This is a genomic window from Streptomyces purpureus (assembly GCF_014648195.1).
Classification (GTDB): Bacteria; Actinomycetota; Actinomycetes; order Streptomycetales; family Streptomycetaceae; genus Streptomyces; species Streptomyces purpureus.
In genome coordinates this window covers 1-20,994 of sequence record NZ_BMQQ01000021.1, presented here as the reverse complement: position 1 = coordinate 20,994, position 20,994 = coordinate 1, and the positions used below count along the sequence as shown (strand labels likewise).

General features: G+C 72.0%; 15 protein-coding genes and 1 pseudogene. 12 read left to right on the top strand and 4 right to left on the bottom strand.

Annotation, left to right across the window (positions count from 1 at the left end; genetic code table 11):
• Positions 1-370 precede the first annotated feature (370 nt).
• Both IEZ01_RS23945 and IEZ01_RS23940 read right to left on the bottom strand, forming a co-directional pair.
• The gene (locus tag IEZ01_RS23945; protein WP_189203714.1) at positions 371-3,241 is read right to left on the bottom strand and encodes a tetratricopeptide repeat protein; all 2,871 of its coding nucleotides are present in this window, start codon (positions 3,239-3,241) and stop codon (positions 371-373) included.
• Positions 3,238-5,061 carry an HSP90 family protein gene (locus IEZ01_RS23940; protein ID WP_189203712.1) on the bottom strand — a complete coding sequence of 608 codons (1,824 nt, stop codon included), beginning with the start codon at positions 5,059-5,061 and terminating at the stop codon, positions 3,238-3,240. Before IEZ01_RS23940 ends, IEZ01_RS23945 begins: the two co-directional genes overlap by 4 nt.
• A gap of 205 nt (positions 5,062-5,266) precedes the next feature.
• Here IEZ01_RS23940 and recG point away from each other — a divergent pair, with 205 nt between their 5' ends.
• From recG to mutM, 8 genes and pseudogenes are all read left to right on the top strand, one after another.
• Positions 5,267-7,471 (top strand): ATP-dependent DNA helicase RecG, encoded by a 2,205-nt coding sequence (gene recG / locus IEZ01_RS23935; protein WP_189203711.1) that lies wholly within the window; start codon positions 5,267-5,269, stop codon positions 7,469-7,471.
• A 75-nt stretch (positions 7,472-7,546) separates the two neighbouring features.
• Positions 7,547-8,134 (top strand): annotated as a pseudogene (rsmD, locus tag IEZ01_RS23930) (16S rRNA (guanine(966)-N(2))-methyltransferase RsmD); the annotation flags it as partial.
• Between the two features lie 26 nt (positions 8,135-8,160).
• Positions 8,161-8,640, top strand: coding sequence for a pantetheine-phosphate adenylyltransferase (gene coaD / locus IEZ01_RS23925; protein WP_019889757.1), 480 nt, complete (start codon positions 8,161-8,163; stop codon positions 8,638-8,640).
• A 98-nt stretch (positions 8,641-8,738) separates the two neighbouring features.
• On the top strand, positions 8,739-9,794 hold the full coding sequence (locus IEZ01_RS23920) for a F0F1 ATP synthase subunit B (protein WP_189203709.1): 1,056 nt from the start codon (positions 8,739-8,741) through the stop codon (positions 9,792-9,794).
• A gap of 151 nt (positions 9,795-9,945) precedes the next feature.
• On the top strand, positions 9,946-10,584 hold the full coding sequence (locus IEZ01_RS23915) for a YceD family protein (RefSeq protein ID WP_028798034.1): 639 nt from the start codon (positions 9,946-9,948) through the stop codon (positions 10,582-10,584).
• A 2-nt stretch (positions 10,585-10,586) separates the two neighbouring features.
• On the top strand, positions 10,587-10,760 hold the full coding sequence (gene rpmF, locus IEZ01_RS23910) for a 50S ribosomal protein L32 (protein ID WP_030496967.1): 174 nt from the start codon (positions 10,587-10,589) through the stop codon (positions 10,758-10,760).
• Between the two features lie 19 nt (positions 10,761-10,779).
• Complete coding sequence (rnc, locus tag IEZ01_RS23905; protein ID WP_019889760.1) at positions 10,780-11,583, top strand: ribonuclease III; 804 nt, start codon at positions 10,780-10,782, stop codon at positions 11,581-11,583.
• A gap of 158 nt (positions 11,584-11,741) precedes the next feature.
• Positions 11,742-12,602: a bifunctional DNA-formamidopyrimidine glycosylase/DNA-(apurinic or apyrimidinic site) lyase gene (gene mutM, locus IEZ01_RS23900; protein ID WP_019889761.1), complete on the top strand. Its 861-nt coding sequence runs from the start codon at positions 11,742-11,744 to the stop codon at positions 12,600-12,602.
• Here mutM and IEZ01_RS23895 read toward each other — a convergent pair.
• Together IEZ01_RS23895 and IEZ01_RS23890 are read right to left on the bottom strand one after the other, a co-directional pair.
• Positions 12,575-12,979 (bottom strand): winged helix-turn-helix transcriptional regulator, encoded by a 405-nt coding sequence (locus tag IEZ01_RS23895; protein ID WP_189203707.1) that lies wholly within the window; start codon positions 12,977-12,979, stop codon positions 12,575-12,577. The genes mutM and IEZ01_RS23895 overlap by 28 nt on opposite strands.
• Before the next feature lie 72 nt (positions 12,980-13,051).
• Positions 13,052-13,933, bottom strand: a complete 882-nt coding sequence (locus tag IEZ01_RS23890; RefSeq protein ID WP_189203706.1) for a CAP domain-containing protein — start codon at positions 13,931-13,933, stop codon at positions 13,052-13,054.
• A gap of 145 nt (positions 13,934-14,078) precedes the next feature.
• On the opposite strand from IEZ01_RS23890, the gene IEZ01_RS23885 reads away from it, so the two are divergent.
• From IEZ01_RS23885 to IEZ01_RS23870, 4 genes are all read left to right on the top strand, one after another.
• Positions 14,079-14,360 (top strand): acylphosphatase, encoded by a 282-nt coding sequence (locus tag IEZ01_RS23885; protein ID WP_019889764.1) that lies wholly within the window; start codon positions 14,079-14,081, stop codon positions 14,358-14,360.
• 431 nt (positions 14,361-14,791) lie between these two features.
• Positions 14,792-15,007 (top strand): hypothetical protein, encoded by a 216-nt coding sequence (locus tag IEZ01_RS23880; RefSeq protein WP_019889765.1) that lies wholly within the window; start codon positions 14,792-14,794, stop codon positions 15,005-15,007.
• 212 nt (positions 15,008-15,219) lie between these two features.
• On the top strand, positions 15,220-19,218 hold the full coding sequence (locus tag IEZ01_RS23875; RefSeq protein WP_189203703.1) for an AAA family ATPase: 3,999 nt from the start codon (positions 15,220-15,222) through the stop codon (positions 19,216-19,218).
• 205 nt (positions 19,219-19,423) lie between these two features.
• Positions 19,424-20,872, top strand: a complete 1,449-nt coding sequence (locus IEZ01_RS23870) for a sugar porter family MFS transporter (protein WP_373287665.1) — start codon at positions 19,424-19,426, stop codon at positions 20,870-20,872.
• The last annotated feature ends 122 nt before the right edge of the window (positions 20,873-20,994 follow it).

The following is a 20,994-nucleotide window of genomic DNA, read 5'->3' as shown; positions in this document are numbered from 1 at the left end:
GGCCGGCGCCCTCGTCCCGGGCGGGGTGCCCCGAGGCCGGACCCCGAGGGTGGGCCCTGCGCCGGGGAGCCGGCGTCCAGCCCGGGGTGCCCCGTGGAACGGCCCCGCGCCCTCGCCCCGGGCGGGGTGCCCCGGCGGGCCCTGCCCCGGGAAGGGCCCCGCGCCCCCGTCCCGGGTGAGGTGCCTCGGGGCCGGCCCTGCCCCCCCGGGAACGCCCCGCGCCGCGGAGCCGGCGCGATGTGGGGGGCGGGGACGGAGCCCCCGGGCCCGTCAGGGTTTCGGAGAGGAGCGGGGTGGGGGGAAGACCGCCCTCAGAGCGAGCGGGCCTCGCGGAGGATGGAGTCCGCCTCCGAGCGGCGCGACTCCGTCCTCAGAGCGAGCGGGCCTCGCGGAGGATGGAGTCCGCCTCCGAGCGGCGCGACTCCGCCGTCTCGCCCTCCGCCGACTCGTACCGCTCCCGCACCGCCCCCGCCCGCGCCGCCGCCGACGACGGGTCCGCGAGGTCCAGGAGCAGCCACGCCGCCAGCAGGTCCGCGCCCGTGCTCTGGTCCGTGTAGGCCGGGCCCGCCGAGGCGAAGGTGGTGGCCGCGCGGTCGACCCAGGCGAGGGCCTCGCGGAGGTCGGGGTCCTCGGCGCGGGCGAGCAGCTCGCCGGTCTGGCGGTACGTGTCGGCGAGCTCGGCTCGCAGACGGTCCGCCGCCTCCCCCGATGCCTCCGACAGCGCCGCCTCGCACTCCCCGGCCGCCTCCGCCATGAGCTCGCGGCCCGCCGCGCCCCCGGCCACCCAGCCACGTATCCGCAGCGTCCGCACGAGCGCGTGAACGTCCCCCAGCTCCCGCCAGAGCTCCGCGGCCCGCCCGTACGCCCGCTCCGCCTCCGGCAGCAGCTCCGCGCGGTACAGCGCCCGGCCCGCGAGGCCCGCCAGCGTCGCGTGGTCCCACTGCTCCGGCCACGCGGCGGCGAGGTCCGCGGCCCGCAGCCAGTGCTCGGCCGCCGCCCGCGGCTCGTCGAGGGCCATCAGGCACTCCCCGAGCCACCAGAGCGTCTGCACGACCATGCCGTCCCCGTGCTCGTCGACCGTCAGGTCGGGCAGCACCGCCTCCAGGATCGCCGCCGCCTCCGCCGTACTGCCCATGCGCAGCAGCCAGCCCCCCAGCTGATGCCGGGCGTACGCGCCGAAGTGCCCGCTCTCGCCCGCCTCGTCCGCCCAGTGCGCCGCCTCCAGGGCGTGATCCGTGGCCTGCCCGAACTCGCCGGTCTGGGCCAGGACTTCGGCGAGCTGCTGATGGAGCCGGGCGTGCCACCGCGCCTGCACGTACGGCCCGCCGTGTTCCAGCGCCGCCCTGGCCGCCCGCTCGGCGGTCTCCAGGTCGCCCAGGTGACGCGCGGCCCCGGCCAGCCGGGCCTCCGCCTCGACGGCGTACCACGGCAGCCCCGCCGCGTGGAAGATCTCCGCGGCGCGCGCGTAGTGCCCGACCGCGCCCGCCAGATCGCCGGAGCGCGCGGCGAGATCGCCCCGCAGGGACGACGCCTCGGCGGCCCGGTCCGTGACGGCCGCGTCGTCCCCGTGGGGCGCGGCGAACTCCTCCAGCGCGGTGAGTGCCTCCTCGACGGTGCCGTCGTCGGCCCCCTCCAGGAGCGCCATCCGGATCCGGGCCTGGTTCAGGAGCCCTCCGGAGACCTCCCGGGGCGCTGCGAGACCCTCCGCGTGGAGTGTGAGCAGTCGGGCCACGGCCTGCTCCACCCCGCGCAGCGCCTCGTCGGGCCGGTCGTCCAGGGCGTGCAGGAGCGCCGCCCGGGCCAGCGCGGCCGCGGCCCTGGCCGGTTCGCCGGCCGCCTCGTACTGCCGGGCCGCGTCGTGGAAGAGCGCGATCGCCTCGGCCGGTTCACCGTCGTGGGCCATCGCCGCGTGGTCGTCCAGCTCCGCCCGGGCGAGGCCGTCCACGTGATCCAGGCCGTCCGGGCCGTCCGCCGCCACGGCCCGCCCGAGCCGCGCCCACGCCCCGCGCGCGTCCGGATGCCGGGCCGCCGTGAGCCGGCGCGCCTCGGCGAGCAGCTCCTCGACACCGGCCGGCTCCCCGGACGATGCCGAAGCAGGTGCGGCCGGTACCGGCGCTCCCGCCCGTACCGCCCCTACCGCCCGTACTCCCAGCGGCAGCCGCTCCATCAGCGGCTCCTGCGCCATCCGCTCCCCTACGAGCGCGCTCACCCGGTCCGTGCCGTTGCGCTCGTCGAACCGCGCCGCGATCGCCAGCGCCTCCCCGCGCGCGTGCCGCGCCAGAGCCCCGGCCGTCCACCGCGTCCCCGCCGGCCCCGGCACCTCCCGCTCGCCGTGGCCGAGCGCGACCAGCCGGTCCATCAGCAGCGCCGCGACCGACAGGAAGTCCATCTGGCTGTCCGGGTCACCGCTGTCGGTGAAGTACGCCGGCCGCTCAGCCAGGATCTCCAGACCCCGCGCCTCGTTCCCGGTGAGCGCGCAGAACTCGATGTGCAGCGCCGCCGCACCCCGCATGCTCTCCATCGGCCGCACCAGCCGGTAGCCCCGCAGATGGTGCGCGCGGGCCCGGTCGCCCTCGCCGAGCCGCACCAGCGGCAGCAGCGAGGACGCGAGCACCGCGTGCGGCTCATGGGCGCAGGTGTGCTCGCCCTCCAGCACCGGCGCCCAGATCTCCAGCGCCTTCTCGTCCGCCCCCAGCTGCGCCTGCCACACCCCCTGGCCGTGCAGCTCGCACGCATGGCAGTCGGCCATGTCGTCACGGTCCGCGGCGAGCCACGCCGCATACGCCCGCTCCGCGCGCTCCAGGTCTCCCAGATGCCGGGCGACCCGGAATTCGCCCTGCCGGACGGCCCGTTCCGAATGCCCGGCCAGGCGGTAGCGGTGCTCCATCTCGCCGAGCCACTTCTCGATCGCGGCGAGCGGGATGTGCGGCTGGTCCAGCATGCCGCTGGACACCCACTTGAAGACCCAGTGCAGCGCATGGGTCTCGTACGCGTCGAAGTCCTCCGGCCGCTCGTCCCACATCCGCAGGAGCCGCGCGAAGGGGACGAACATCTTCGCCTTCTCGGAGCTGTAGTTGTAGACCTGCAGCTGGTGGCCGAGGGCCTCGATGACCGCAAGAGGCTCGCCGATCCCCTCGGCCTCGGCGAGCAGCCGCTCCGCGCGCGCGTTGCGCGCCGGCCCCTCCGGCTGTGCGTAGTTGTCGCGCATCGCCTCGCGCAGCGCGTCGATGGTCAGGGTCATCCGTCGGCCTCCTCACTTCTGCCGGGGGTGTGCGTGGCCCATTCCAGAAGGCCCAGGAACGCGCGGTTGAGCAGGGCCGAGTCCGTGGGCCGCAGCGGCCGCCGGGCCATCAGCAGCGCCTGCCCGTACAGCGCCTCGACGGCCGACGCGGCCAGCGCCGGTTCGCCGAGCCCGCCGACCCGGCGGACCAGTGGATTGAGGTGGTTGAGGACGAGCCGGGCCCGCGGCGCGCTGCCGCGCAGCGAGCCGAGAATGCCCGCCCACAGGTCGTCGGCCTGCTCCTCGGCGTCGGCACGGGCCTGCTCGTGGCGGGCCGCCCGGTCGTCGAGGTGGAGCGCGGGCACGGTCAGGGGGTGGAAGGAACGCAGGGACACATCACAGCCGAGCGGATCAAGCGTGGCACGCGCCACTGACAAGAACCCGGCCAGCGCCAGCTCGGCATCCGGATCGACCGCGTCCAGATGGGCCGTGACCGTGTCCGCGTCCAGCTCCGCGACGACCGTGCCCGGCCGGGCCTCCGGCAGCCGCTCGACCAGCTCGGTGTCGTACGTGTAGCCGCCGTTGACCACCCCGATGCCCTGCGCCGACGCGATCGGCGCCACCTGCCGGAACTCCTCGACGGTCCGGGTGTAGTGGATCACCGGGTGGCGCCGGGCGAACTCCTCCAGCGACAGCCGCCCGTCCGTCGTCTCGAACGGCAGCCACGGCAGCATCGTCCGCAGCATCTGCGGATCGTGCCGGGCGAGCGACTTCACCCCCAGGTGGTGCACCGCGAGGAACTGTGCGAGCCGCTCCGGGTCGCCGGCCGCGAGACCGGTGAGCCACTCCCGTATCCGTTCCCCGAGGGCCTCACGCACCGCCGCCAGGGTCTCGTCCGCGTACAGCGCCTCCCGGGAGGCGGTGGGCCGCAGACAGTCCGTGTCCAGGACACACCGCACGAAGAACGCCCACTCGGGCAGGAGTTCGTCCGCCCGGTCCGTGAGCAGCATCCCCTTCAGATGGACCCGGTGCCCGGCCCGCTGCGCGGGACTCACCGCCGACGGCAGGACGTAGGCCACACCGCGGACCCCGGCGAGCGGCAGGTCCAGGTCGATCGAGTCGAGCGGCGCGAAGCCGAACAGGTCGTGGCAGTGGCCGACGAGCGCCACCCTGCGGGCCGCCGGGCTCGGATACGTACGGTCCCAGGGCGCGGGCAGCTCCGTCACCGCCGTCCCACCGACCCGTACGTCGTACGGGAGGAGGGAGCCGAAGTCCCGGGCCAGGGACACCACCCGCTCCTCGGCCAGCCAGTCCCCGCAGCCCGGCCGCGCGGTCAGGTGCACGGTGGTGCCCGGCTCGGTCCGGGCGTCGTCGGCAAGCGTACGGACGGTGTACGAGCCGTCGTCGCGGGCCACCCACTCCACGGGCGGCGCCCCGGGCGTCCGCGCCGACCGGCTCACCACCCGGATCTCGGCGGCGACGACGAAACAGGCGAGCAGTCCGATGCCGAACTGCCCCAGGAACTCGGCCCGCGCCGACGCGATGCCCTCGGCGCCGCCGCGCTTGGAACTGCGGCCGATCGTCGCCAGCAGGCTGTGCACGTCCTGCTCGGTCAGACCGATGCCGCTGTCCTCGACGCGCAGGCTGCCGCCCTCCGCGTACAGGCGCACCCGCGCCGGGGCGTCCGGCTGCTCGGCACGGCGGGCCGTGATCGCGTCCACGGCGTTCTGCAGCAACTCGCGCAGATACACCTTGGGGCTCGAATAGAGATGGTGGGAAAGCAGATCCACCAGGCCACGCAGATCGACCTGGAAGGTGTGCGGTGTCTGATCAGCAGTCATCGTCGCTGCGCCGGTGGGGGGACGGGCGCCGGCGCGGGTCGGGCGATCCCGGTGCGGTGATCGCGAAGTGAGCCCGGTGTGGGGTCCCCCCACGCCCAGGGCGCAGGGGAAAGGGAGGCAAGCCCGCGTCATCCTAGGGGCCGCGGCACCGTGGTGACCAGGGGTTATCCACAGGTGCGCGCGTCTGTCAGCGGTGTGGTGTGCAATGGAACGCGTGCCTGTGCTCGACGAACCACTGAAGAAACTGCTCGGAGCCGCCACCGCGAAGGTGATGGACGAGCACCTCGGCCTGCGCACCGTCGGTGATCTTCTGCATCACTATCCCCGGCGGTACGAGGAGCGGGGTCAGCTCACCGCGCTGTCCGAACTGCCCCTCGACGAGGACGTCACCGTCGTCGCCCAGGTCGCCGACGCCCGCGTGCACACCTTCAACGGCGGCCGCGGCCAGCGCCTGGAGATCACCATCACCGACGGCAGCGGCCGTCTCCAGCTGGTCTTCTTCGGCCGCGGCATCCACAAGCCGCACAAGGAGCTGCTCCCCGGCAGCCGCGCCATGTTCGCCGGCAAGGTGTCCGTCTTCAACCGCCGCCTCCAGCTCGCCCATCCCACGTACGCGAAGCTGGGCGCCGACAACGGGGAGGACGAGGTGGACTCCTGGGCGGGCGCGCTCATCCCGATCTACCCCGCCTGCAAGGGCCTGGAGTCCTGGAAGATCGCCAAGGCGGTCGACGCCGTGCTGCCCAGCGCCCAGGACGCCGCCGACCCGCTGCCGCCCGCCCTCCGGGAGGGCCGGGGCCTCACCGGCCTCCCCGACGCCCTGCGCAAGATCCACCGCCCCGCCACCAAGGCCGACGTCGCCGCCGCCCGCGAGCGCCTCAAGTGGGACGAGGCCTTCGTCCTCCAGGTCGCCCTCGCCCGCCGCCGCCACGCCGACACCCAACTGCCCGCCGTGCCCCGCAGACCCGCCGCCGACGGACTCCTCACCGCCTTCGACGCCAAACTGCCCTTCACCCTCACCGAAGGCCAGCAGAAGGTCAGCGCGGAGATCTTCCACGACCTGTCCACCGAGCACCCCATGCACCGCCTCCTCCAGGGCGAGGTCGGCTCCGGCAAGACCCTCGTCGCCCTGCGCGCCATGCTCGCCGTCGTCGACGCGGGCGGCCAGGCCGCCATGCTCGCCCCCACCGAGGTCCTCGCCCAGCAGCACCACCGCTCCGTCGTCGAGATGATGGGCGAGCTGGCCGAAGGCGGCATGCTGGGCGGATCCGAGCATGCCACCAAGGTCGTGCTCCTCACCGGCTCCATGGGCGCCGCCGCCCGCCGGCAGGCGCTGCTCGACCTGGTCACCGGCGAAGCCGGCATCGTCATCGGCACCCATGCCCTCATCGAGGACAAGGTGCAGTTCCACGACCTGGGCCTGGTCGTCGTCGACGAACAGCACCGCTTCGGCGTCGAGCAGCGCGACGCCCTGCGCGGCCGCGCCAAGCAGCCCCCGCACCTGCTGGTCATGACCGCCACCCCCATCCCGCGCACGGTCGCCATGACCGTCTTCGGCGACCTGGAGACCTCCGTCCTGGACCAGCTGCCCGCCGGCCGCTCACCCATCGCCAGCCATGTCGTGCCCGCCGCCGACAAACCCCACTTCCTGGCCCGGGCCTGGGAGCGGGTCCGCGAGGAGGTGGAGAACGGCCACCAGGCGTACGTGGTCTGCCCCCGCATCGGCGACGACGAGGACGACACCGCCAAGGGCGCCCAGAAGAAGTCGCCCGAGGACGAGGCGGAGAAGCGGCCCCCGCTCGCGGTCGTCGAGATCGCCGAACAGCTCAGGACCGGACCGCTCGCCGGCCTGAAGGTGGAGATCCTGCATGGCCGGATGGCCCCCGACGGCCCCGGCGGCAAGGACGACGTGATGCGCCGCTTCGCGGCCGGCGACATCGACGTCCTCGTCGCCACCACCGTCATCGAGGTCGGCGTCAACGTCCCCAACGCCACCGCCATCGTGATCATGGACGCGGACCGGTTCGGCGTCTCCCAGCTCCACCAGCTGCGCGGCCGTGTCGGCCGGGGCTCCGCCCCGGGCCTGTGCCTCCTGGTCACCGAGATGTCCGAGGCCAGCCCCGCCCGCCAGCGCCTCACCGCCGTCGCCTCCACCCTCGACGGCTTCGAACTCTCCCGGATCGACCTCGAACAGCGCCGCGAGGGCGACGTCCTCGGCCAGGCCCAGTCCGGCGTCCGCTCCTCCCTGCGGGTCCTGTCCGTCCTGGAGGACGAGGAGGTCATCGCCGCCGCCCGCGAAGAGGCCGCCGCCGTCGTCGCATCCGATCCGGACCTCACCCGCCTGCCCGAGCTCCGTACGGCCCTGGACGCCCTGCTCGACAAGGAACGGGAGGAGTATCTGGAGAAGGGCTGACGCGCCGCCCGCGAGGAAGCCCATATCGTGGGAGTCGGCGAACGTCTGCTCGTCTGACCGAAGGACAAGGACTCAAGAATGACCCGCGTGATCGCCGGCGTGGCCGGCGGACGCCGTCTGGCCGTCCCGCCGGGCAACGGCACCCGCCCCACCTCCGACCGGGCACGCGAGGGGCTCTTCTCCACCTGGGAGGCGCTCCTCGGATCCCTGCACGGCGTACGCGTCGCCGACCTCTACGCCGGCTCCGGCGCCGTCGGCCTGGAGGCGCTCTCCCGCGGCGCGGCCCACGCCCTCCTCGTCGAGGCCGACGGCCGGGCCGCCCGCACCGTCCGGGAGAACGTCCGCGCCGTCGGACTGCCCGGTGCCGAGGTCCGCACCGGCAAAGCGGAACAGATCGTGACGGGTCCGGCCCCCACCGACCCCTACGACCTGGTCTTTCTCGATCCGCCGTATGCAGTCTCCGACAGCGATCTTGGCGAGATCCTGCTCACACTCCGCTCTCAGGGCTGGCTCGCGGCCGATGCTCTCGTCACCGTGGAGCGCAGCACCAGAGGCGGGGAATTCGGCTGGCCCGAGGGGTTCGAACCCCTCAGATCCCGTCGCTACGGCGAGGGAACGTTTTGGTACGGTCGCGCCGCCTCTACGTGCGAAGACGCACGATGACCGGACCGGAGAGCGAGGGACTTCAGTTGCGCCGCGCCGTCTGTCCGGGGTCATTCGACCCCATCACCAACGGACACCTCGACATCATTGCCCGCGCATCCAAGCTGTACGACGTCGTACACGTCGCGGTGATGATCAACCAGTCCAAGAAGGGGCTGTTCACCGTCGAGGAGCGGATCGACCTGATCCGCGAGGTCACCGCCGAATTCGGCAACGTCCAGGTCGAGTCCTTCCACGGACTGCTCGTCGACTTCTGCAAGCAGCGCGACATCCCCGCCATCGTCAAGGGCCTGCGCGCGGTCAGCGACTTCGACTACGAACTCCAGATGGCCCAGATGAACAACGGGCTCTCCGGCGTCGAGACGCTGTTCGTGCCCACCAACCCCACCTACAGCTTCCTGTCGTCCTCCCTGGTCAAGGAAGTGGCGGCCTGGGGCGGCGACGTCTCCCACCTGGTCCCCCCGGTGGTCCTGGAGAAGCTCACCGCCCGGCTCGCCGAGCAGTGACCAGCTGACACGGCGTCACCCGGTGTCGGACAGGGGACGACTGCCCTTACAGTCGTCCCGTCCGTCTCCAACCAGCTGTAGAGAGTGGCGAGCACACGGTGGACGTGCAGAAGAAGCTCGACGAGATCGTCGAGGCGGTCGGGAACGCCCGCTCCATGCCCATGTCGGCCTCCTGCGTGGTCAACCGCGCCGAGCTGCTCGCCATGCTGGAGGAGGTGCGCCAGGCCCTGCCCGGCTCGCTCGCCCAGGCCCAGGAGCTCATCGGCGGACGCGAGCAGATGGTCGAGCAGGCCCGCCAGGAGGCCCAACGGATCATCGAGGCCGCCCACGCCGAGCGCGGCTCGCTGATCTCCGACACCCAGGTCGCCCGCCAGTCCCAGGAGCAGGCCGACCGCATCCTCGCCGACGCCCGCCGCGAGGCCGAGGAGATCAAGGCCGAGGCCGACGACTACGTCGACTCCAAACTCGCCAACTTCGAGGTCGTCCTCAACAAGACCATCGGCTCGGTCGACCGCGGCCGCGAGAAGCTGCTCGGCCGCGCACCCGGACCGGACGGGACCTACGGCGAGGACGACGACGCCCCCGAGTACAGCTCCGACCCGCAGACCCTGATCCAGCGGGCCGACGAGTACGTGGACGCCAAGCTCGGCGCCTTCGAGAACGTGCTCAGCAAGACCCTGGAAGCGGTCGGCCGCGGCCGCCAGAAGCTGCACGGCCGGATCGCCACCGACGAACTCGGCGCCCTCTCCGCCCAGGGCGCGGCCGCCGGCGTACACACCTCCGACGCCGACTACCTCGCCGGCCTCGCCGAGCTCGCCGACCCCCAGCCCGTACCGCCCGCCCCGGCGCAGCAGCCGTACGTACCGGCCCAGCCCGCCCCGTACGCCGTCGCCGCCTCCCACGACCCCGGCTACGGCGCGCAGCCCCAGGTCCAGCACCAGGAGACGTACGCCTACCAGAGCGACCCGTACGCCTACCAGCCCCAGCAGACGTACGACCAGGGCTACGCCCAGCAGTACGCCGGCTATGAGCAGCCCCAGCACGTCCCGCAGCCCCAGCCGGCCGCCGCGCTCGACGAGACCAGCTTCTTCGACACCAGCATGATCGACCTGGAGCAGCTGCGCCGCTACGAGCAGGGGCACCAGGGGCCCTGAATCCCGCGGCCGGACCGGGGCCCGGATTGGGCCCTGAGCGAAGCGTCCAGTATCCTGGCTCTTCGGTCGCGCGTATGCCCGCGATCGCCGCTGCCCGGATTCCGTCACGGAAGTACGGCAGCCCCCTCACGATCCGAAAGCAGGAAGAACCCTGAGCACGCGCCTCGACCACCGCAACCCCCTCGTGTTCGACACGCACGAGCTGGGGCGGCGTCCTGGCGCTCTCCAGCGGATCTCCCGCTCGGTCCAGGCCCCCAAGGAGGGCCTGGGCGTCGAAGGAGTCATCGGAGTGCCCGAGGGCGCGCCGGTGGAAATCGAACTCCGTCTGGAGTCGGTCATGGAAGGGGTGCTTGTCACAGGCACCGCCCGTGCATCGGCCGAGGGGGAGTGCGTAAGGTGTCTGGAGCCGCTGCGCCAAGAGGTCGAGGCGGACTTCCAGGAGATGTTCTCGTACCCCGACACCGACGACCGGGGCCGTAAGGCGGCCACGGGCGACGATGCCGAGGACGACGAGGACATGACCCCCCTCGAGGACGGCATGTTCGACCTCGAGCCCGTGCTGCGCGATGCGGTGGTGCTCGCACTGCCGATGCAGCCGGTGTGCCGGGAGGACTGTGCGGGACTGTGCGCCGAGTGCGGCGCCAACCTGAACGACGACCCGGACCACCACCACGACGCCGTCGACATCCGTTGGGCGGCACTGCAGGGACTCGCCGGTTCGCTGGGAACCGATGAGAAGGACAACATGAGCGGCGCCGAACCGGGCGTCGACGAGAAGCAGGAGAAGTAGCCGTGGCTGTTCCGAAGCGGAAGATGTCGCGCAGCAACACGCGCCACCGCCGGTCGCAGTGGAAGGCTGCGGTCCCCACCCTGGTTTCGTGTGAGCGTTGCCAGGAGCCGAAGCAGCAGCACATCGCGTGCCCGAGCTGCGGCACCTACAACAAGCGCCAGGTCCTCTCGGTCTGAGTGGCTGGTGAGAGGCGCAATGTCTGAGTCACACAAGACGGACAATGCCTCGTCCCACACGCTTCTGGAAGGGCGGCTCGGGTATCAGCTCGAGTCCGCCCTTCTGGTGCGTGCGCTGACCCACCGTTCGTACGCGTACGAGAACGGCGGCCTGCCCACCAACGAACGGCTGGAGTTCCTCGGGGACTCCGTGCTCGGTCTGGTGGTCACGGACACGCTGTACCGCACCCACCCCGATCTGCCCGAAGGTCAGCTGGCCAAGCTGCGGGCCGCGGTGGTCAATTCGCGTGCGCTGGCGGAGGTCGGCCGCGGGCTGGAACTCGGCTCCTTCATCCGGCTCGGCCGGGGTGAAGAGGGCACGGGCGGCCGGGACAAGGCTTCCATCCTCGCCGACACCCTCGAAGCGGTGATCGGCGCGGTCTATCTCGACCAGGGCCTCGACGCGGCCTCCGAGCTGGTGCACCGGCTCTTCGACCCGCTGATCGAGAAGTCCTCGAACCTCGGTGCCGGCCTGGACTGGAAGACCAGCCTCCAGGAGCTCACGGCCGCCGAGGGTCTCGGTGTTCCGGAGTACCTCGTCAGCGAGACCGGTCCGGACCACGAGAAGACCTTCACTGCTGCCGCCCGCGTCGGTGGTGTCTCGTACGGCACCGGCACCGGCCGCAGCAAGAAGGAAGCGGAGCAGCAGGCCGCGGAGTCCGCCTGGCGGGCCATCCGCACTGCCGCGGACGAGCGGGAGGCCGCGGCGAAGGCCGCGGCCGAAGAGGCCGCCGACACCTCTTCGGACGACTCCCCGGCTCCCGCGGACACGGCCACGGCCTGACCCGCCCCTTCGAACATCCCGCCCGTCCCCACTTCCCGGGGACGGGCGGAGCTGTTTCCCGGCCCTCGGCCGCCGGTTCACGGAGACCGCTTGGGGGCCGACGCCCGCCCGGCGGTAGGCTTCGGGCATCGATCCCGTACCCCCGTCGGAGGAGCGCCGTGCCCGAGCTGCCCGAGGTCGAAGTCGTCCGGCGCGGCCTGGAGCGCTGGGTGGCCGGCCGTACGATCACCGAGGTCGAGGTGCTGCATCCGCGCGCGGTCCGCCGCCACCTCGCCGGCGGGGAGGACTTCGCGGCCCGTCTCAAGGGGCAGCGGCTCGCGGTCGCCCAGCGGCGCGGCAAGTACCTCTGGATCCCGCTCGCCGACGGCGACCTCTCCGTCCTCGGCCACCTCGGCATGAGCGGCCAGCTTCTGGTCCAGCCCGAGGCCGCCCCGGACGAGAAGCACCTGCGGATCCGGCTGCGCTTCGACGACACCGAAGGCACCGAGCTCCGCTTCGTCGACCAGCGCACCTTCGGCGGGCTCTCACTCCACGACAACGCCCCCGACGGGCTGCCCGACGTCATCGCGCACATCGCCCGGGACCCCTTCGACCCGGCCTTCGACGACGAGGCCTTCCACCGCGCGCTGCGCCTGCGCCGTACGACGATCAAGCGCGCCCTGCTCGACCAGTCGCTGATCAGCGGCGTCGGCAACATCTACGCCGACGAGGCCCTGTGGCGCGCCCGGCTCCACTACGACCGGCCCACCGCCACGCTCACCCGCCCGCGCTCCGTCGAACTCCTCGGACACGTCCGCGACGTGATGGGCGCCGCGCTGATGGTCGGCGGCACCAGCTTCGACAGCCTGTACGTGAACGTGAACGGCGAGTCGGGCTACTTCGACCGGTCCCTCGACGCCTACGGGCGCGAGGACGAACCGTGCCGGCGCTGCGGCACCGTCATGCGCCGCCGCCCCTGGATGAACCGTTCCAGCTACTTCTGCCCGCGCTGTCAGCGGCCGCCGCGCGTCTCGTCGTAACTCTCCCGCGCCGCGAGGACCTCGGGCATCCGGCTCTCGACCAGATGGATGAGGCCGAGCAGCCGCTCGGCCACGGCCCGGCCCAGCGGCGTCAGCTCGTAGTCCACCCGCGGCGGATTGGTCAGCTGCGCCTCGCGGTGTACCAGACCGTCCCGCTCCAGCGCCTGCAGCGTCTGCGACAGCATCTTCTCGCTGACCCCGTCCACACGCCGCCGCAGCTCGTTGAAGCGGAAGGACGCGTCGTACAGGGCGCCGAGCGTCAGGCTGCCCCACTTCCCCGTCACATGCTCCAGCGTCCCGCGCGAGGGACAGGCCCGGGCGAACACATTGAACGCGAGGTCGTCGCCCGTGAGCTCCTGAGTGCTGTCTGCGGTCATACCCGCAACCCTACGCCCGCACAGCGCTTACCAGCGGGCTGCGCTTTCCAAAAGTTCGCGCTCCGCGACCGCTCAGAAGCCGAAGTCCTGGGTCCACCACGGACCGCCGTCCGCGAAGTACACCCCCACGCCCAGGGTCGTGTAGTTGCAGTTCAGGATGTTCGCGCGGTGGCCGTCGCTGTTCATCCAGGAAGTCATCACGGCGGCCGCGTCCACCTGCCCGCGGGCGATGTTCTCGGCGCTCAGGCCCTGCACGCCGGCCTGCTCGGCCCGGTCCCACGGAGTGTCGCCGTCCGGGTCCGTGTGGTCGAAGAAGTTCCGCTGCGCCATGTCCCGGCTGAAGTCGCCGGCCAGCGCCGCCAGCGGCGCGCTCGCCCGCACCGCCGAGCAGCCCACCTTGGCCCGCTCGACGTTCACCAGCTCCAGGACCGCCGCCTCGGCGGCCGTCGCCCGGCTCTGGGCGACCGGGGCCTTGGGCTTCCCGACCGGCTTGCGCGTCTTCTCCGGCGTTGCCGTACGCGTCGGGGTCGCGCTCTTCGTCCTCTTCGGGGGCTCGGCCTTCTTCGACGGCGTCGCCGATGGCTTGGCCGGAGTCTTGGTCGGAGTGGACGAGGGGGTCTTCGACGGCGAAGGGGTCTTGGAAGGGGAAGGGGTCTTGGAGGGGGAGGGGGAAGGCGAGCGACGGGCCTCGGTGCTCGGGGACCCCGTACCGTCCGGCGTCCTGGACGGCGTCGCGGACGAGCCGCCCTGGGTCAGCAGCTCGGGCACGCCTCCGTCGATCCGCAGCTGCTCGCTCGACGATCCCGTACGGCTCCCGCCGACGGTGTGCGTCTCGCCGCCCGGCAGCCAGCCGGAGGCGACGGCCACGGCGCCCACGGCCACGGCCGCGGAGGCGCCGAGCAGCCCGGTGCGTACGGGGAGGCCGCCCCGCTGCCTGCGACGATGGCGTCCCATCTGCTCTGCCTTCCTGATCTTTCGGCTTTCGAGCAGCCGCTCATGTGACTCGCCCGAATGGGTGAGCTGCATTGGTGGGGGACTGTACGCCATGACGCCTGGGGGTGAAGTGCTGCGTGTGCAATTGACCGGTTAGCTTTCACACATGAACGAAGATGTACGGCTCACCGCCTGGGTGCGCGGCCGAGTACAGGGAGTGGGCTTCCGCTGGTTCACCAGGGCGAATGCACTGGAGATCGGCGGCCTCAAAGGATTCGCCCTCAATCTCGACGACGGACGCGTCCAGGTCGTCGCCGAGGGGTCGAGTGAGAATTGCCACCGTCTGCTGGACTGGCTCCGATCCGACGACACACCCGGCCGCGTCGACGGAGTGACTGAGATCTGGGACACGCCCCGTGGCGGATACGAGACATTCGCGATCCGCTGACGATCTTGTCAACGATGGCCGTCCGGCACTCCGCCCGACTACGGGCGGACGCGCCTCGGACACCCGTCGTACACCCGCCGACATGTGCGTATGCGTGGAGTGACCAGTGCGTTAGCCGTCGATGGACGCATGGTTGCCAAGAAAGCCTTGCCGTGCGAGGCTGCGCGAGTAAGGATGATCTCCACGCCCCTCCGGGCACCATGCGCGAGGCGCCGCCGCACATTTCGCGGCCGCGGACCCCCATGGTCGCCCCTGATACGGGCGTGATCGTGTTGACCGTCAAACTTTTTGGTGAGACTCTGGAAGCCCCGCGCACCTTAGCTGTTTGGCAGCAGGACGCAGTGAATCAAGGGCTGCCGGACACCGCGGGTGCGAATCCCTCACGACCCACACCGCTTCGGTCGGTCACTCAGTGTGGAGGACCATCCATCATGGCAAAGGCGCTTCTCGGTTACGTCGGCGGTTCCGACCCGCGACTCCTCGCCGAGATGCGACGGCTTCAGCAGCGCGTACAGGACCTCGAATCCGAGCTGGTACGGATCCAGTCGGAGAACGACGCGCTGACCGCCGCCGCACAGCACCCGGCAGAGTCGCTGCTCGAAGGCATCGACCTCGACGTTCACCAGGCGGAGCCTGCGCTCACCTGATGTCAGCCCCAAGGGGTCAGGTGAGAAACACTCTCGCTCGATGAGATCTCGTTGAGATCAGAGATATGCAAGGGACGCTCAGGCGTCCCTTCTTTCTTTCGTCGCCATGGCGTACCAGCTGTTCCCCCCGCCGCTCCCGGCCCCGCCTTACCGACTGATCTGCCCTGCACCTTCATGGGTGAAACCGGAGGTGACAGGTAGAGTCCCGGGGCGTGCACCTCAAGGCCCTGACCCTGCGTGGCTTCAAATCCTTCGCCTCCGCCACCACACTGCGTTTCGAACCCGGTATCACCTGCGTGGTGGGGCCGAACGGCTCCGGCAAGTCCAATGTCGTGGACGCGCTGTCCTGGGTCATGGGCGAACAAGGCGCGAAGTCGCTGCGCGGCGGCAAGATGGAAGACGTGATCTTCGCCGGCACGACAGGGCGGCCCCCGCTCGGTCGCGCGGAAGTCTCGCTGACCATCGACAATTCCGACGGTGCTCTGCCGATCGACTACGCCGAGGTCACCATTACGCGGATCATGTTCCGCAACGGCGGCAGCGAATACCAGATCAACGGAGACACCTGCCGCCTCCTCGATATTCAAGATCTTCTTTCCGACTCCGGCATCGGCCGGGAAATGCACGTGATCGTCGGACAGGGCCAGCTCGACTCCGTTCTGCACGCCGACCCGATGGGCCGCCGCGCCTTCATCGAGGAAGCGGCCGGCGTCCTCAAACACCGCAAGCGCAAGGAAAAGGCGCTGCGGAAACTCGACGCCATGCAGGCCAACCTCGCGCGCGTGCAGGACCTCACCGACGAACTGCGCCGCCAGCTCAAGCCGCTCGGCCGGCAGGCCGCGGTCGCCCGGCGTGCCGCCGTCATCCAGGCCGACCTGCGCGACGCCCGGCTCCGGCTCCTCTCCGACGACCTCGTACGGCTCCGGGAGGCGCTGCGCACCGAGATCGCCGACGAGGCCGCCCTCAAGGAGCGCAAGGAGCGGGCCGAGGCGGCGCTGCGGGCCGCGCTGACCCGCGAGGCGGACCTGGAGGACGAGGTGCGGCGGCTCGCGCCACGGCTCCAGCGCGCCCAGCAGAGCTTTTACGATCTCTCGCAGCTCGCCGAGCGGGTCCGCGGCACGATCTCCCTGGCCGACGCACGGGTGAAGAGCGCCACGGCCGCGCCGGCGGAGGAGCGGCGCGGCCGCGACCCGGAGGACATGGAGCGCGAGGCCGCCCGGATCCGCGAACAGGAGGCGGAGCTGGAAGCCACCCTGGAGGCGGCCGAGCGCGCCCTGGAGGACACCGTCGCGCACCGCGCCGAGCTGGAACGCGAGCTCGCCGTCGAGGAGCGACGCCTCAAGGACGTGGCCCGTGCCATCGCCGACCGGCGCGAAGGCCTCGCACGGCTCAGCGGCCAGGTCAACGCCGCCCGCTCGCGGGCGGCCTCCGCCCAGGCGGAGATCGGGCGCCTCGCCGAGGCCCGGGACGAGGCGCACGCGCGCGCGGTCGCCGCCGAGGAGGAGTACGAGCAGCTCAAGGCCGAGGTGGCCGGGCTCGACGCCGACGACTCGGCGCTGGGGGAGCGGCACGAGGCCGTCCGCCGGGAACTGGCCGACGCCGAGGCCGCGTTGTCGGCGGCCCGGGAGGCGGCCACCACGGCCGAACGCCGCCGCGCGGCCACCCAGGCCCGCCACGACGCCCTCGCCCTGGGCCTGCGCCGCAAGGACGGCACCGGCGCGCTGCTCGCCGCGCGGGAACGTCTTGCCGGCCTCCTCGGCCCGGCCGCCGAACTCCTCGACGTCACCCCCGGCTTCGAAACCCCCGTCGCGGCGGCCCTCGGCGCCGCCGCCGACGCCCTCGCCGTGACCGACCCGGCCACGGCTGCCGAAGCGATCCGCCTGCTCCGCAAGGAGGACGCCGGCCGCGCGGTCCTCCTCCTGACCGGCGACCCGGCTCCCGTACCTCCACGCGTGCCCGCGCCCGCAGCGGAGCGGCCCGCTGCGGCGGGCGTCGCGAGCCAGGGGCCGGTTGAGGCCGTCCCCGCGCCCGCCGCCGAGAGGCACGCTGAGTCCGGGGGCCAGGGCCAGGGGCCGGTTGAGGCCGTCCCCGCCCCGGTCACGGAGCGGACCGCCACGGCAAGCGTCGCAAGCCAGGGACGGGGCGAGGCCGTCCCCGCCCCCGCCGCCCAGAGGCCCGCTGTGCCCGGGGTCCCGGGCCAGGGGCCGGTTGAGGCCGTCCCCGCCGCGGAGCGGCACGCTACGGCCCTGCCGGGCCAGGGGCCCAGTGACGCCGTGCCCGCCCCCGCCGCGGGCGACAGCTCCGGCGGGCAGACCGCCGCCGAGCGGCCCGGCTCGTCCGGCGTCCCCGCCCAGGCGCCCCGGCCCGACGCGGAGGCCCCCACGCGCGCGGGGACGGTTCCGTACGTGGTCGACCTCGTCACCGGGCCGGCCGGGCTGATGGGCGCGGTGCGGCGGCTCGTACGGGATGTCGTCGTGGTCGGGACCCTGGAGGACGCCGAGGAGCTGGTGCGGGCCCGGCCCCAGCTGACCGCGGTGACCGCCGAGGGCGATCTGCTCGGTGCGCATCTCGCGCAGGGCGGCTCCGCCTCCGCGCCCAGCCTGCTGGAGGTGCAGGCGTCCGTGGACGAGGCCGCCGCGGACCTCGCCGAACTGGCCGTACGGTGCGAGGAGCTGGCCGCCGAGCAGCGCGCGGCCACCGAGCGGCGGGCTGCCGCCGCCGCGCTCGTCGAGGAGCTGGGGGAGCGTCGGCGCGCCGCCGACCGGGAGAAGTCGCAGGTCGCCCAGCAGCTCGGGCGGCTCGCCGGACAGGCCAGGGGCGCCGCCGGCGAGGCCGAGCGGACCGCCGCGGCCGCCGGCCGCGCCCAGGAGGCCCTTGAGAAGGCGCTGTACGAGGCGGAGGAGCTGGCCGAACGGCTCGCGGTCGCCGAGGAGAACACCCCCTTCGGGGAGGGTGGCGAGGAGGAGCCCGACACCTCCGTCCGGGACCGGCTCGCCGCCGACGGCGCCAACGCCCGCCAGACCGAGATGGAGGCCCGGCTCCAGGCCCGTACGCACGAGGAGCGCGTCAAGGGACTCGCCGGGCGGGCCGACGCCCTGGACCGGGCCGCCCGCGCCGAACGGGAGGCACGCGCGCGTGCCGAGCAGCGTCGGGCCAGACTGCGCCACGAGGCCGAGGTGGCCGCCGCGGTTGCCGCCGGTGCCCGCCAGCTCCTCGCGCACGTCGAGGTGTCGCTCGTACGGGCCGAGCAGGAGCGGGTGGCCGCGGAGGCTGCCAAGGCCGCCCGTGAGGCCGGCCTCGCCGCCGCCCGGGGCGAGGGCCGGGACCTCAAGGCCGAACTGGACAAGCTCACCGACTCGGTGCACCGGGGCGAGGTCCTCGGCGCCGAGAAGCGGCTGCGGATCGAGCAGCTGGAGACCAAGGCGCTGGAGGAGCTCGGCATCGAGCCCGCCGGTCTGGTCGAGGAGTACGGCCCGCACCAGCTCGTACCGCCGTCCCCGCCAGCCGAGGGCGAGGAGCTCCCGGAGGACCCGGAGCATCCGCGCAACCAGCCGCGGCCGTTCGTCCGTGCGGAGCAGGAGAAGCGGCTGAAGGCCGCCGAGCGGGCCTACCAGCAGCTCGGCAAGGTCAACCCGCTGGCGCTGGAGGAGTTCTCGGCGCTGGAGGAGCGCCACAAGTTCCTCTCCGAGCAGTTGGAGGACCTGAAGAAGACCCGCGCGGACCTCCTTCAGGTCGTGAAGGAGGTCGACGAGCGCGTCGAGCAGGTCTTCACCGAGGCGTACCGCGACACGGCCCGCGAGTTCGAGGGGGTCTTCTCCCGGCTCTTCCCCGGCGGCGAGGGCAGGCTGATCCTGACGGACCCCGACAACATGCTCACCACCGGCGTGGACGTCGAGGCCCGTCCGCCGGGCAAGAAGGTCAAGCGGCTCTCGCTGCTCTCCGGCGGTGAGCGGTCGCTGACGGCCGTGGCCATGCTGGTCTCCATCTTCAAGGCCAGGCCGAGCCCGTTCTACGTGATGGACGAGGTCGAGGCGGCGCTGGACGACACCAACCTCCAGCGGCTGATCAGGATCATGCAGGAGCTCCAGGAGTCATCGCAGCTGATCGTGATCACGCACCAGAAGCGGACGATGGAGGTCGCCGACGCGCTCTACGGCGTGTCCATGCAGGGCGACGGCGTCTCCAAGGTGATCAGCCAGCGGCTCCGCTGAGCAGACGCCCCATAACTTCAAGACTTGAACATCATGCCTGAGACCGCCTGCGGTCAACCCTCACAGCATTCACAAGTTCACAGGTCTTGACTTCGAAACTTGAAGGCATAGTCTCTGCTGCGTTGCTTTTACCTTCAAGTGGTGGGCGGCGTGAAGTTGTGCGCCACTGGGAGGGCTCGCCCCCACGCTCCGGCGACGCTGCCGGATGCCTCCAGGAGTCCATGTGACCAGCACCGCGCAGGCGCCCACACCGCCGCCCTCCGAAGGGCGGACGGCCCATCCGGATCACCTCGGCCACGTCATCTTCATCACGGCATCCGCCGCGATGGGCGGCTTCCTCTTCGGATACGACAGCTCCGTCATCAACGGCGCCGTCGAGGCCATCCGTGACCGGTACGACATCGGCTCCGGCACGCTCGCCCAGGTCATCGCCGTCGCCCTGATCGGCTGCGCGATCGGTGCCGCCACCGCCGGCCGGATCGCCGACCGCATCGGCCGGATCCGCTGCATGCAGATCGCCGCCGTGCTGTTCACCGTCAGCGCCGTCGGCTCCGCCCTGCCCTTCGCCCTCTACGATCTGGCCTTCTGGCGGATCGTCGGCGGCTTCGCCATCGGCATGGCCTCCGTGATCGGCCCCGCCTACATCGCCGAGGTCGCCCCCGCCGCCTACCGCGGCCGCCTCGGCTCCTTCCAGCAGGCCGCGATCGTCATCGGCATCGCCATCTCCCAGCTGGTCAACTACGGCATCCTGCAGCTCGCCGACGGCGACCAGCGCGGCGAGATCGGCGGCCTCGAGGCCTGGCAGTGGATGCTCGGCGTGATGGTCGTACCCGCCATGCTCTACGGTCTGCTCTCCTTCGCGATCCCCGAGTCGCCCCGCTTCCTGATCTCCGTCGGCAAGATCGACAAGGCCAAGACCGTCCTGGCCGAGGTCGAGGGGAAGAACGTCAACCTCAACCACCGCGTCGCCGAGATCGAGCTGGCCATGCACAGCGAGCACAAGTCCACCTTCAAGGACCTGCTCGTCGGCGGCCGCCTCAAGCTGCTGCCCATCGTCTGGGTCGGCATCGGACTCTCCGTCTTCCAGCAGCTCGTCGGCATCAACGTCGCCTTCTACTACTCCTCGACGCTCTGGCAGTCCGTCGGCATCGACCCGACGAGCTCGTTCCTCTACTCCTTCACCACCTCGATCATCAACATCGTCGGCACAGTGGTCGCGATGGTCCTGGTCGACCGGGTCGGCCGTAAGCCGCTCGCCCTCGTCGGCTCCGCCGGTATGGCGATCGCCCTCGCCGTCGAGGCCTGGGCCTTCTCCGCCGACCTCGTCGACGGCAAGCTTCCCGCCACCGAAGGCGTCGTCGCCCTCGTCGCCGCCCACGTCTTCGTGCTCTTCTTCGCCCTCTCGTGGGGCGTGGTGGTCTGGGTCTTCCTCGGCGAGATGTTCCCCAACCGGATCCGCGCCGCCGCGCTCGGCGTCGCCGCCTCCGCCCAGTGGATCGCCAACTGGGCCATCACCGCGAGCTTCCCGTCGCTGGCCGACTGGAACCTCTCCGGCACGTACGTCATCTACACGATCTTCGCCGTGCTCTCCATCCCCTTCGTGCTCAAGTTCGTGAAGGAGACCAAGGGCAAGGCGTTGGAGGAGATGGGCTAAACCCCGCTGCCCCTCTCCTCACCCACGAAACTGCCCCGGCTCACTGGCGGATTCTTGGGGTCCTCGCAACACCTGATGGCCTACGTGGTCGTCAGTAGATCACGCAGGCGCTCGGCTGGGGT